Source organism: Mycobacterium sp. Root135 (assembly GCF_001426545.1).
GTDB lineage: Bacteria > Actinomycetota > Actinomycetes > Mycobacteriales > Mycobacteriaceae > Mycobacterium.
In genome coordinates, this window is record NZ_LMEZ01000011.1 from 85587 (window position 1) to 99181 (window position 13595).

General features: G+C 63.9%; 8 protein-coding genes. 5 read left to right on the forward strand and 3 right to left on the reverse strand.

All coding sequences use genetic code 11. The features are described from left to right. The first annotated feature begins 7 nt into the window (after positions 1-7). A complete protein-coding gene (locus ASD37_RS30565) occupies positions 8-2323 on the forward strand; it encodes a N,N-dimethylformamidase beta subunit family domain-containing protein (protein ID WP_056561044.1) in 2316 nt (771 codons plus the stop codon). Here the strand turns inward: ASD37_RS30565 and ASD37_RS30570 are convergent. Then, positions 2308-3297, reverse strand: coding sequence for a helix-turn-helix transcriptional regulator (locus tag ASD37_RS30570; RefSeq protein ID WP_082570505.1), 990 nt, complete (start codon positions 3295-3297; stop codon positions 2308-2310). The genes ASD37_RS30565 and ASD37_RS30570 overlap by 16 nt on opposite strands. 403 nt (positions 3298-3700) lie before the next feature. Here ASD37_RS30570 and ASD37_RS30575 point away from each other — a divergent pair, with 403 nt between their 5' ends. Genes ASD37_RS30575 through ASD37_RS30590 form a run of 4 tightly spaced genes read left to right on the forward strand, consistent with a single transcriptional unit; the run spans position 3701 to position 8971 of the window. Then, a complete protein-coding gene (locus ASD37_RS30575; RefSeq protein WP_200960041.1) occupies positions 3701-5362 on the forward strand; it encodes an AMP-binding protein in 1662 nt (553 codons plus the stop codon). Between the two features lie 51 nt (positions 5363-5413). After that, the gene (locus tag ASD37_RS30580; protein WP_056561048.1) at positions 5414-6379 is read left to right on the forward strand and encodes a zinc-binding dehydrogenase; all 966 of its coding nucleotides are present in this window, start codon (positions 5414-5416) and stop codon (positions 6377-6379) included. 47 nt (positions 6380-6426) lie between these two features. Further along, positions 6427-8286, forward strand: a complete 1860-nt coding sequence (locus ASD37_RS30585) for an NAD(P)/FAD-dependent oxidoreductase (RefSeq protein ID WP_056561052.1) — start codon at positions 6427-6429, stop codon at positions 8284-8286. A gap of 10 nt (positions 8287-8296) precedes the next feature. Continuing rightward, positions 8297-8971: a TetR/AcrR family transcriptional regulator gene (locus ASD37_RS30590; protein ID WP_056561055.1), complete on the forward strand. Its 675-nt coding sequence runs from the start codon at positions 8297-8299 to the stop codon at positions 8969-8971. Between the two features lie 527 nt (positions 8972-9498). Here the strand turns inward: ASD37_RS30590 and ASD37_RS30595 are convergent. Next, positions 9499-9888: a limonene-1,2-epoxide hydrolase family protein gene (locus ASD37_RS30595; protein WP_056561058.1), complete on the reverse strand. Its 390-nt coding sequence runs from the start codon at positions 9886-9888 to the stop codon at positions 9499-9501. A 192-nt stretch (positions 9889-10080) separates the two neighbouring features. Beyond that, positions 10081-13554, reverse strand: a complete 3474-nt coding sequence (locus ASD37_RS30600) for an indolepyruvate ferredoxin oxidoreductase family protein (protein WP_082570506.1) — start codon at positions 13552-13554, stop codon at positions 10081-10083. Positions 13555-13595 lie beyond the last annotated feature (41 nt).

Genomic DNA, 13595 nt, shown 5'->3' on the forward strand with positions numbered 1-13595 from the left:
TTGAACCATGGAACCGCACTCCAACAAGATATTTGGCTACACCGACCGCCTCTTCGCCCGCCCCGGTGAAGCTCTGACCTTCCACGTCAGCAGCGAGGGACCGCCGACGTACGACGCGTCGCTGGTGCGGTTGAGTCACGGCTTCACCGGGTCTGCCGGGCCGGGATTCGTCGAGTACGAGGTGCCAGACGCCGGCTTCGCCGGAAGCTACGCCGGCCAACGCCACGTCTGTCAGCCTGGCTCCTTCGTGGAAGTCGACGACCCTGACTCGGTGTTGGCTGAGCCGTCGGACATGGCGATCAGCGTGTACGTCTACGCCACGCTTCCGCTGAGCGAACGCAATGAGAGCATTGGCGCCTATCACGTCACGCAGAACTCCATCGGCCTGACCAATCTGCGTCAAACCATCTGTGGCACGTGGGATGAAGACACCGCGACAGGCTACGCGCTAGTACTCGACGAGGGCATCCCCACAGTGCTGTGGGGTGAGGACGGACAGCCGAGGTCGCTGTCGACCACGAGTGCCGTACTGGCCAACCACTGGTACCGCATCGACGTGCGTTTCCCGGGTGCCGACGGAGACGTCCAGGTGACGCAAACCCCCATCGAGAACTGTATGAACAGGTTCTCCACCCAAGCCGCGCACGTCGAGGTCGACGACGCATCTGCGGGTGCGCGAAACCTCGCCCGCAGCTCTCATCCGTTTAGAATCGGGGCGCTGGCCCGCCGCGACGGCGAGAGATTGCTGGCCGCAGCCCCATTCAACGGAAAGGTCGGGGCGCTGAGCATCACCCGCGGGGGAGACCCGCTCAACGGTGAGGGCGCAGAACTGCTCGCTCGCTGGCACTTCGGTCACTCCACCCGTGAGGACGCCCTTTTGCTGTGGGATGTCGTCGATCTGTCGGACAACCAGTTGCACGGCCGGTGCTTCAACGCACCGATGCGAGCGGTGACCGGTCCGCGCTACGCAGGGCTATCGGAGGACTTCCGTTCCGTCCCCGACGAATTCGATGCGATCCACTTCCACGACGACGACATCACCGATGCCGAATGGCCCGTCGCGTTCACCTTCGACGTCCCTGAAGACCTTCCCAGCGGCGTCTACGCGGCTCGCCTGATCGCTGGCGAGACCGAGCAGTACATCCCCTTCCTCATCGGGCCGGGGAGCCGCAAGAACGACGTGGCTCTGCTGCTGTCCACCGCCACCTACCTCGCCTATGCCAACGACCGGATCGCGTTCGAAGCCGACGGCGCAGAGGTCATCGTCAGCCACACCCCGATCCTCGGGCAAGAAGATATCGACCTGCAGGATCACCCCGAATTCGGCCGATCCTGCTACGAGATTCACAATGACGGCAGCGGGGTCGTGTTCGGTAGCGTCCGCAAGCCGATCATCACTCTGCAGCCCAAACACCGCGCGTGGTTCCAAAGCAACGGCGTCTGGGGTCTGCCCGCAGACCTGTGCATCGTCCATTGGCTCGACACCCTCGAGTGTGAATTCGACGTCATCACCGACGAAGCGCTCGACATGGGTGGCTACGAAGTGCTCGCGGACTACAAAGTGGTCATCACCGGTGCACACCCCGAATACGTCACGCGCCGCGAAATAGACGCCCTCGACCGGTACACCGCGCACGGGGGACGCCTGATGTACCTGGGCGGCAACGGATTCTTCGCGACCGCCTCGTTCGTGCCGGACCAGCCGTACTTGATGGAGCTTCGCCGATCCGCAGCGGGCACCCGGCCCCACCAAACCGCCTACGGTGAACGACGGCACGCCACCTCAGGTGAGATGGCTGGGCTCTGGCGAAACAAGGGAAGGGCCCCGCAGCGGCTCACCGGCGTCGGCTTCGCCGCCCAGGGCTTCGACCGGTCCACCCATTACGTACGTCTCGAAGACAGTCGCGATCCTCGGGCAGCGTTCGTGTTCGACGGACTCGAACCCGATGAAGTCATCGGTGACTTCGGCATCATGGGCGGTGGCGCGGCCGGAGCTGAAATCGATTGTTACGACCCAGCGCTCGGTTCACCACCTGGGACCCTACTTCTCGCTACCTCCGGAGAATTCACCGATGCGTACTTGGTTGCCGCGGAGGAGGTCTACGAGAACCTGCCCGGGCTGGGCGGCAGCGAACATCCCTACGTTCGGTCCGACATCGTCCTCGGCGCACTCGACGGTGGTGGGGGGTTCTTCTCCGTCGGATCGATCGCGTGGACAGCTGCCTTGTCCCACAACGGATACGACAACAACGTCGCGAAGATTACCCAAAACGTCTTGAAGCGATTCACGATGAAGGATGCTCTGGATCAGATCATCACCTGAGCGCAGTCCAGGCGAAGCAGCCCTTCCCGTGTAGCGGCGACGACGGCGGTCGCCCGGGAGCCAGCGTCCATCTTCCTCAGGATGCTCTCCACGTGCGATGTCACCGTCCGCACCGAAATGGACCGGGACACCGCGATCTGCCGGTTGGTGTGTCCGGCAACCATTCCGGCCAGGATGTCGAGTTCCCTGTTCGACAGTCCGTAGGGCATCTGGTCAACTGGTGTTTCCTGTACCAGGGTGGCCGCGTGCAGGCCGCGATCGACGACACGGGTCAGCGTCACCGACGCCCAGTGGTGACCTGTCGGCCACATGCCGACCACGGCCGGGCTCGACGACCGGGAGAAGCGGGCAACAACCGCGTGAAAGCGCTGGTCCGCCAGCGCAAGGGGAAGCTGAAAGCCGTCGACCGGCGTGACTTCTCCGAACCCGTCGACGACGCCAACCAAGGCGCCGTCGGGAGCTGGGGGCAGCAACGCGGGTGGGCGCTGGACGACGGTCAACCGCGACATCACTTTGGCCAGCGCGGCGACGAGGTCTTGCGCTCGGCGGTCGAAGGTGCCGGGATGCGCCGCCGACACATGCAGCATTCCTGCATACGATCCGTCGTCGCGATACAGACGGCTCGTCATCCCGTCCTGGAATCCCGCCGGAGCCAACACCTCGCGAAACGTAGGGCTTTCCCGGTACTGCGGCAGGTCGTCGATCCGCAGGGGCCTGGACGCCGTCTCCACAACGCGGTTTTCTTCCGAGCCCACGTATCGGTCGCCCAGTTGTTCGACGGTCTCCGCGCCGTAGCCCGCACTGACGATCGGCCGATGTCTCATCTGCGATCGATCCCACGCCAGCAGTGCCGCCGCCTCGTGGTGCGTGCCCTGCTGCAGAAGCGTCAGGACCTCATCGCCGACTCCTGCGTATCCGGCACAGCCAGCCGCATAGGACACGTCGACGAGCACCCGCGTATACAGATCGACCATGGCGCTCCTGGAACTAAGGTCCGTCACGCTATCCAAGCACTAGATCGGCGATCGTGTCGCGCGCTAGCCCACGAGACCGTCGCGCGATGTTGTACCAGGCTGCCTTGCTCCGCCAGGTTCTCGACGTCCTGCTCGAAGCCCATCTTGACGAAATGCCCCTGGGCGACGGCGGTTTTGGATGGCTTACTCCTCCGGCAGTTGGCGTCGACGGGGTAGTGGCAGTTGATCAGCACGGTGCGGTGGTCCGGGCCGTCGGGGCGCCGCGCTTCCGGTCTCCATTGACGGACTGTCAATTATTGGGTACCGTCCGTCAAATAAGGTCGGAGTACCGACCAATCGGCCCATTGCGGCCCGCCCCGAGCGGATCGCCCACAGAGCTACCTCGTCAGGAAGCGAAACACTCGTGACCGAGCAGCACCCGCCACGACCGGCAACCGCCGGGCCCTTGCCGTCATACGAGCGCGGCGCACAGTCACCGCCACTGCTGGAGTCGACGATCGGCGCCAATCTCGCGGCAACTACGGCTGCGTACGGCGGCAACGACGCGCTGGTCGACGTCGCCTCCGGCCGGCGATGGACTTACGCCGAATTTCGTGACGCCGTTCTCCGGGTGGCTACCGGTCTGCTAGCCGCGGGAATCCGCACTGGCGATCGAGTCGGCATATGGGCCCCCAACATTCCCGAGTGGATCATCACGCAGTACGCGACCGCCGAAATCGGCGCCATCCTGGTCACCGTCAACCCGGCCTATCGGGTTCACGAACTCGAACACGTTCTCAATCAGGCCAGTGTGCGCATGGTGATCACCGCGAGCAGCTTCAAGACCTCGGACTACGTCGCCATGCTCGACGAGGTGCAGCCTCGGTGCGCACACCTCGAAGAGGTCGTCGTCATCGGTGGAGCACGATGGAACGTTTTGGCCGCCAGCACGATCGACGACGTGGCCCTGGACGCTGCCGCAGCAGGGCTGTCGAACACCGACCCGATCAACATCCAGTACACCTCGGGAACGACGGGAGCGCCCAAGGGAGCCAGCCTGACTCACCGGAACATCCTCAACAACGGATACCTGGTCGGTGAACTCCTCGGCTACACCGGTGCCGATCGCATTTGCATACCGGTGCCCTTCTATCACTGCTTCGGCATGGTGATGGGCAACCTCGCGGCCACCAGTCATGGCGCGACGATGGTCATTCCCAGCCCCGGATTCGATGCGGACGCAGTACTCAACTCCATTGCCACGCAACGCTGCACGTCGCTGTACGGAGTGCCGACGATGTTCATCGCCGAACTCGCCGCAGCCACCTTCGACGAGGTCGACCTGGGCAGCCTGCGCACCGGCATCATGGCCGGATCTCCTTGCCCCGCCGCGGTCATGCGTCAGGTGATCGAACGGATGCACATGAGCGAGATCGCGATCTGCTACGGCATGACCGAGACCTCGCCGGTGTCTACCCAAACCCGCGCCGACGATTCGCTGACCCAGCGCACAACCACCGTCGGACCGGTCGGCCCCCACCTCGAGGTCAAGGTCGTCGATCCCGACACGGGGGCGACGGTGCCCCGCGGTGTCAACGGGGAGCTTTGCACGCGTGGCTATTCCGTGATGGTCGGGTACTGGAACCAGCCCGATGAGACCGCCGAGGTAATCGACTCCGACGGCTGGATGCACACAGGAGACATCGGTGTGATGGACGCCGACGGGTACGTGGCGATCACCGGCCGTATCAAGGACATGGTAATTCGAGGTGGGGAGAACGTGTACCCGCGTGAGATCGAGGAATTCCTGTACACCCACCCCGACATCCTCGATGCCCAGGTGATCGGAGTTCCCGACGAGCGCTACGGCGAGGAACTCATGGCCTGGGTTCGCCTCCGTGCCGGAGTCGCAGCGCTGTCGGAGCACGACATACGCACGTACTGCACCGGAGCGCTGGCCCACTACAAGATTCCGCGTTACGTCCGCATCGTTGAGGAGTTTCCCATGACCGTCACCGGGAAGATACGCAAGGTGGAGATGCGTGAACAGTCACGAATCATATTGGCCAAGAGAACATCTGAATAAGTCCAACGCACTGCTTCGACCACCCGCCGCCACGAAAGGGAACACCACCACATGAAGGCACTGCAGTTCATCGGATCCGGCAAGCCACTGACTCCGGTCGACCTCCCGGAGCCAACCCCGGGCCCGGGCTGGGTCGTCGTCGAGGTGCACGCCGCCGGGCTCTGTCACTCGGATCTGCACATCCTGCATGGCCCCGGGGCGGATTGGGTGGCGAAGCAGCCGATCGTCCTCGGCCACGAGGTCGCCGGCACCGTGGCGGCACTTGGTGAAGGTGTGACAGGGTTCGAGATCGGCGATCGCGTCGGAATCGCCTGCATCGCCCATCCACTCGAAGCCGGACTGGCCTACGCGCCGGGCCTCGCCGTCGACGGGGGGTACGCCGAGCGGACGCTCGCCCACGCCTCGACACTCGTCCCAATTCCCGGCAACGTGTCCTTCGCCCAAGCCGCGATTGCCACCGACTCCGTCGCGACCTCCTATCACGCCGTCCGCACCAGTGCGGGCGTGCAGAGGGGCCAGACGGTGGGCATCATCGGGTTGGGCGGACTTGGCCTGAATGGCGTTCGAGTCGCCCATCTTCAAGGCGCCACGGTCTACGGAGTAGACGTCAACCCCGCGACATTCTCCACCGCAAAGCAGATTGGGGCGAAGGAATGCTTCTCCTCGATCGCCGATCTGCAGGCTCTTCAGCCCGACGTCATCATCGACTTCGCAGGCGCCGGCTCCACCACCGCAGCTGCCGTCGAGGCGGTCCGGGCCGGTGGACGCGTGGTCGTGATCGGCCTAGAGGCCGGGGCCGCCGAGATCAACATCACGCACATGGTGTTGATGTCGGTCCAGCTGCATGGCTCCCTGGGGGCCAGTAAGCAAGACCTCGTCGAGGTCTACGACCTCATCTCCTCCGGAGACCTGGATCCTGCCATCGAGGAGGTCGCCTTCGACGACGTCCCCGCCGCGCTGGACCGACTGCACCGCGGGGAAGTCACCGGCCGGTTGGTTGCCAACCCGCACCGCTGACCCCTGCCCGCCCCAATCACCTACTGCCCCCGGATGAAAGAACACCAATGACCTTCACCTTGCCCGTGTCCGGAATACCCGTCGACGTCGACTTCGACCCCGCGCAGATTCGTGAGCGCTACGCGGAGGAACGTGCCAAGCGGATGCGCGAGGAGACGCTGGCCCAATTCCAAGGATTGTCCGACGTCCGTGAACTCGACGGTCCCGCCGACCCGTACACCGACGTCACGGCTCGGGAGCCGCTGACCGTCGACGTCGAGGTGGCCGTACTCGGCGGCGGTTTCGGCGGTCTGCTGGCCGGGGCACACCTGACTCGGGAGGGCGTCACCGACTTCCGCATCGTCGAACAGGGCGGTGACTTCGGTGGAACCTGGTACTGGAATCGCTATCCCGGGGTGCAGTGCGACGTCGAGTCATACATCTACATGCCACTTCTGGAGGAGACGGGATTCATCCCCACCAAGCGTTATGCAGACGGGGCAGAGATCTTCGAGCATGCCCGGCGTATCGGCAGGCACTTCGACCTGTACCGCGCAGCGCTGTTCCACACTGCGGTCACCGCCGTCAGTTGGCGGCAGGATCTCGAGCGGTGGGAGGTGCAAACCGACCGCGGCGACACCCTGAGCGCCCGTTTCGTCGTCCGTGCCAATGGTCCGTTGAACAAGCCGCAGCTGCCAAAGGTCAACGGAATCGGCGACTTTCAGGGCACCATCTTCCACACCAGCCGGTGGGACTACGACTACACCGGCGGTGGGCCCGACGGAAACCTCGAAGGGCTCCGGGACAAGCGGGTCGCCATCGTCGGCACCGGCGCCACCGCGGTCCAGGCCGTCCCATTCGTTGCTGCAGATGCCAAGCAGCTCTTCGTGATTCAACGCACCCCCAGCAACGTCGGCGTGCGGGGCAACAGGCCGACCGACCCCGAGTGGGCGTCGAGTCTGAAGCCCGGCTGGCAAGAGGAACGCCACCGCAACTTCTTGGCGCACTGCAACGGAGAACGCGCCGAGCAGAATCTCGTCGACGACGTCTGGACCCGCGTGTTCGTCGACATGCCCGGCCAACACCTCGTCGAGGCGCCGGTGGACACGCTGGAACTTCACGACCAGATCGTGCTCACCGAGGCCGCCGACATGACGATGATGCAGGAGATCCACCGGCGTATCGACTCGGTCGTGTCCGACCCAGCCACTGCCGAGGCACTCAAACCCTGGTACGGATTCGTCTGCAAGAGGCCATGTTGCAACGACGGCTACCTCGAAGCGTTCAACAGTCCGTCGGTGACGTTGGTGTCCGCACCCGGCGGCGTCGACGCCATCACCCCGACCGGGCTGATCGCCAACGGCACGCACTACGAGCTCGATTGCATCATCTTCGCCACCGGCTTCGAAACCGGAAGCGTGTCGTCGGATCGATACGGGTACGACATCGTGGGACGCGACGGACTGTCGCTGCGCGAGCACTTCGTCGACGGAGCCAAGACCCTGCACGGCTTCTTTACCCGCGGATTCCCCAACTTCGTAGAACTGGGGTTGAGCCAGAACGCCTACGTCGTGAACTTCACCTACATGCTCGATCGAAAGGCCCGCCACGCCGCACGCTTGATCGCCCACGCCGCCCGGCACGACGTCGGAGCCATCGAGCCCACGCAAGCGGCCCAAGACCGGTGGGTCGAAGCCACTCACAACTCCGGGTTGGTACGGCAGTTCTATCTCGCGGGCTGTACGCCGGGCTACTACAACGGCCAGGGGGACATCGGAAAGGCCTTCTTCAACGACGTCTACACGGGCAGCGAGAACGACTTCTGGGACATGATCGAAAACTGGTGGCACGAGAATACATTCGAGGGATTGACGCTGACCGACCGGGCAAATGAACCACGTCCCGTAGCGGGACCGCTCACCGGCTAGAATTTGCGCCATGTCAAGTAAGCCGGGCCGGGCCGGCAAAGGGGCCGCCGCGGTCGCCGGTGACCGCCGCGCCCCGAGCAAGGGCGAGCGGCAACGTCAGGTCATCTTGACGACACTGGCCGAGCTACTCGAGGCACGCCCTGTCGGCGAGCTCACCGTCAACGAGATCGCCTCGGCAGCAGGTGTTCTCCGGTCGGGTTACTACTTCTACTTCGATTCGAAGTTCGCCCCGCTGGCGGTATTGGCAGCCGACATCTGGTCGGAGTTCGAGGAACGCGCCATGTCCTTCGTCCGTTTCGACACCGAGACCGTCGAGCAGTACCTCGACCGCGTACAGGCGGCTACCGCCGAAGAATGGCGCACCCACTCGGCCGTCCTGATCGCCTCGGTCCAGGCCATCCCCGAAGACGAGCAGCTGGCCGCAATGTGGCGCGCTCGCAATCAGCACTTGGCCGACGTGCTGACGGCACAGGTTCTGAAGGACCGCGAGCAAGGCCTGGCGTCTCCCGCCTCACCAGACGTACCGGGACTCGTGGCTGCCCTGCTTGAGATGACGATGCACATGCTGTACCAAGACCGGCTCGCGAAGTGCCCGCCGGAACAGACCGGACGATCGATGTCTGCAGTGCGGGCCATCTGGCTGGCCTCCGTGTGGGGTCGGTCGCCGGCGACTATGAAATCGTGAGGCTTCATGGCGGTTCAGTGCCACGATTTAGTTCGTCACCGTGATGAATGATGGCGTCCTGGACCTAAGAGCGCGGCGGCAACCATTGCAGGCCGAACTCCCGACATCGAGTGACACTCTGATTCTCTGCGTTGAGCAGTCGGGCCTCGCCCGCGACGTCCACAACTTCCGGCTACGACCGAAATGTGATCCGATCCAATTGTGGCGCAATTGATTTAGTGACCGCGGCAAATTCGGTCGACGTGTTCTTCGCAACCGTAGCCGCTATGTTGATAGCTGCCAAAGGGGTCTTAGGTGACTCAGTTGGGCGGAATCCGTTGTCGCGCAGCATTGAACTGATGCTCGGTTGGACCTGGCATCGAGGATTCACCTCTGGTGGAGTGCGCAGCCGCGATAAGTCTATCGTTTCGTTCGGGTCTGAGCGCATGACAGGTGAGTCACGGGAGTGCCTGTGCGGCAACGAATGAGCACGACGGCGGCCGTGATTTGTCGTCATCGGCGCACCGCGTGCCTCAGCCAGCGTAGGACTACGCCTCGAGGTCGCTGAGTTGTTGCTCCATCGACGCAGCGTCGAAGTAGTCCCGCCAGACCGTGATTTGGCCATCGTCGATGGTCAGGGTACCCATGACGGGCAGTGAGACGACGGCGCCACTCAGGTGATGAAAGTCGTCGACTCGCTCGTTGAGCACCACATTGCCGGACACGGCGATGTTGATGATCTTCCAATCCGTACGCAGTGTCTTGCCCACCCCGGAATCGAGGTAGAACTTGCGAACGCCCTCGCGGCCGATGATATTCGGGTAGGGCACGTTGTCGTACAGAACGTCCTCGGACAGCATCGCGAGGGCGTCCTCGACACGGTTGGCATTCCAGTGGGCGACGAACGTTTCAGCGACGGTGATCAGACTGTCGGACATGGTGTCTCTCCTCATTCGGCGGATGTGACGGGCGCGGGTGGTGTGGCCAGCCCCGCGCGGTTTCGAGTCAAGCATGTCGGCCTTCGGCTGCCAGCGATCGGGTGGCCGCACCACGAGTCGACGGAGGCGATACGACACTCGCTGGGAGACTGCACTTAGGCGGGTGCGACCTGGCCGGGCCTGACCGCGGTGTCATTTCAGGTCGATGGCAGGACCGTCGATGCCTAGTCGCTTCAACGCGGCTAGGTAATTCGCCACGTTGCGCAGTTTCACCTCCTCGTATCCGCGGATGATGTCTGCGGCCTGGGCTAATTCGACCGCGGTGGAGTGGTTTTCGGATGACAGCCGTGAGGCCAGGTCGTGCACGGTCGCCTCGTAGTGAGCCAGGAGTGCGCGCTCGATTCGACGGACCTTCGCGTATCCGAAGGGATCAAGCCGCGTTCCACGAAGGAACCGACCACGCGCAAGAACCGTGAGTGCAAGGTGACTCTTCGGGCCTAGACCGATCTTCTTCTTGCGACCGAGAGCCTTCAGCACCGGTGGATGCAATTTGTACGTCAGCTTTTGTCCGCCAGGAACTTCCGTCGCCACCGAGGCGACGAACGCGGGGTCGGTCAACATCCGGGCGACCTCGTATTCGTCCTTGTAGGCCATCAGTTTGTGCAGACCGTGTGCGACCGCGTCGGTGAAGGCCGTGCTCGAACCCATGGCCCGTTCTGCGTCCCACACCGTCTGCAGGGTGGACACATAACGCCGCGTGATGGCAGCGCCCTGGTAGGACATCAGTTGTGCCGCGCGCCGGCTGACTAGTTCCAGGGTGTCCCCTTCGATCGTCAGGCCGGCGAGCAGCCGCGCGGGGACTTCGTTGTCGCTGCGCGCGGCTGCGGTATTGGAGGCCACCGCATCGGCAAAGGCCTGCGGGTCCGCGACGTGTGTCCGGCCCCACCGGAAGGCGGCGATGTTCGCCGACACGGCAACGCCGTTGATTTCGATCGCTTCCTCGATCGCGGCGGCTGGAACGGGTAGTGCGCCAGCTTGGTAGGCAGTTCCAACGAGGAGGAGGTTCGCGGCGGCGGTGTTGCCGAAGAGCATCTCCGCTGCGGCGAGGGCGTCGAAGGTGTAGACCTCTCGGGATCGTTCGGCGAGCGCTTGTACCAGGGCGTCGTCGGCCGGGTACCTTACGGACGCGTCGTACACCATGTCGCCCGTTGCGGTATGGCTGGTGGAGGCGACCGTAATGGTGCGTTCTGCGCTCGCGTATCCAGCGTTCTTCGCCTCGGCTGCGGTCAGGAGGTCGAATGCGAGCACGCAGTCGGCCGAGGACGGGCTGATGCGATTGGAGGATTCGCTGCTGTGCGTCGCCAGTCGCAGATGTGAGGTGACAGGGCCGGCTTTCTGGCTCAGGCCAGTCTGGTCGAGTCCCTCGACGTGCATGCCCGACCGCAGTGCCGCCATGCCGAGTATCTGGTTGACGGTGACGATTCCGGTTCCGCCGATGCCGGCGAGGAAGATGTTGTGCACGCCTCTGATCGCTCGGCGGTGCGGTTCCGGCGGCGTCGGTGGTTCGGCGATCACTCTGCGGGACGGCCTTGCATCTTCAGGGATCTCCACCGTTACGAACGATGGACAGTCCCCTTCAAGACACGAGTAGTCGGTGTTGCAAGAGGTCTGGTCGATGGTGGTCTTGCGGCCGAACTCGGTGTCGACGGGTTGAACGGAGAGGCAGTTGCTCTTCACGCCGCAGTCGCCGCAGCCCTCGCAGACGGCTTCGTTGATGATTACTCGTGTTCGCCTCGCGGGGAGGTTGCCGCGCTTGCGTTTACGTCGCGCCTCGGCTGCACATTGCTGGTCATAGATCAACACGGTGACACCGGGTGTGTCGCGCAGGATGCGCTGCGCCTCGTCGAGACGTTCGCGTTCCCACAACGTGGTTCCGGTCGCGAAGGACGCGCCGCGATGTCTATCGGGTTCGTCGGCGCAGATGATGATCTTGCGGACGCCTTCCGCGGCGAGCTTGTGCGTCAGTTCGGGAACGGTGAGTCCCGCTTCGGCGTCTTGGGCTCCGGTCATGGCGACAGCAGAGTTGTAGAGGATCTTGTAGGTGATGTTGACCCCGGCGGCGATGCAAGCCTGCACGGCGAGCTGACCGGAGTGGAAATATGTTCCGTCGCCGACATTTTGAAAGATGTGGTTGACGTCGGTAAAAGCCGCCTGGCCGATCCACTGTGCGCCCTCACCACCCATCTGGGTCAGGCCGGTTACTTGAGAATCGGTACGTGACGACATGGTGACGAGTGTGTGGCAACCGATTCCGCCGCCCGCCAGCGATCCCTCCGGCACCGCGGTGGAGCGGTTGTGTGGGCAGCCCGAGCAGAAGTACGGCGTCCGTTTTGCGGAGGAGACCGCCAAGTTCAACACCGGTGGCGGCGGTTTCGGCAGATCCGCGTAGTCCTTCAGGGCGCGGCGCAGAGGTCTGATCAGCCGTGCCGCGGTAAGTTCCCCGTCCGCGGGCACCAGAGCCTTGCGGTCGGCGTCTCGTTTGCCGATGACATGCGGAGCGCTCGCCGATCCGTAGAGGGCTTCCTTGACCTGGGACTCGACGAACGATGTCTTGTCCTCAACTACGAGCACCGTGTCCACACCCTCGGCAAACTGACGAACCTTGTTCTCCCCGAGCGGAAACGGCATGCCGATGCGCATGACGCGGATCCCAAGCTCGAACAGACGCTCAGTTCCCAAGCCCAGTTCGTCGAGTGCTTGACGGACGCTGTCGTACGCCGACCCAACGGCGAGGATGCCCAACGTCGCCCTCGGCGGGTTCACCTCGATGCGGTCGATGTCGTTGGCATCGTTGAAGCGGCGCACCATTTCCCAGCGCGGCCCGTACATGTCGGCCTCGGCCAGCAGGCTGTCTGGCGGGGCAGCGAGGATGCGCTGACGGTAGGTCCATGGCCTACCCTCCCATTCGATCGTCGGGCTCACGATGGTGAAGTCGGCGAAGTCGCGGCGCATCGTCCAGATGCCGTCGGCGACATCGGCAACCAGCTTCATCGACGACCAGCATCCGGACAGCCGTGACAATTCGACGCCGAGCAGGCCAAAAGCGATTATTTCTTCGGCGTTTCGGGGGAAGAAGATCGGCATACCCAGCGCAGCCAGTGACTTCTCGCTCGCTGCGGGCACGCTTGAAGACTTGGCTGCTGGGTCGTCGCCAACCAGAATCAGCGCACCCCCCGAAGGGTGGGCGCCGTACATCGTGCCGTGGCGAAGCGCGTCGCTGGCTCGGTCGAGACCGGGACCCTTTCCGTACCAGACGCCGACGATCCCGTCATGAGTACGTTCCCCCTTGGGCAGCTCCATCTGGCTGCCCCACACCGATGTGGCGGCGAGCTCTTCGTTCATTCCTGGCACCAGACGGACGTCGTGGTCGTCCCTCAATTCCGGGATGCCGGCCAGCAGTCGGTCGAGCCCGGCCAACGGGCTGCCCTGGTAACCGGAGACGAACGTGGCGATGCTCCGTCCCGCTCTACGGTCACGTTCGTGCTGTTCGACCAGCTGGCGCGCTATCGCTTGGACGCCCGTCATGAGAACCGGTCCCGAGTCGCTGCGGTAGCGGTCCTTGAGGTCGACGGCGCGGGGGGCTCTAGTGTCGTTCACCTGGGTCATGAGTCTCCAGTCGGGTGACCTGCGTGGTGCGGAACTAAGCA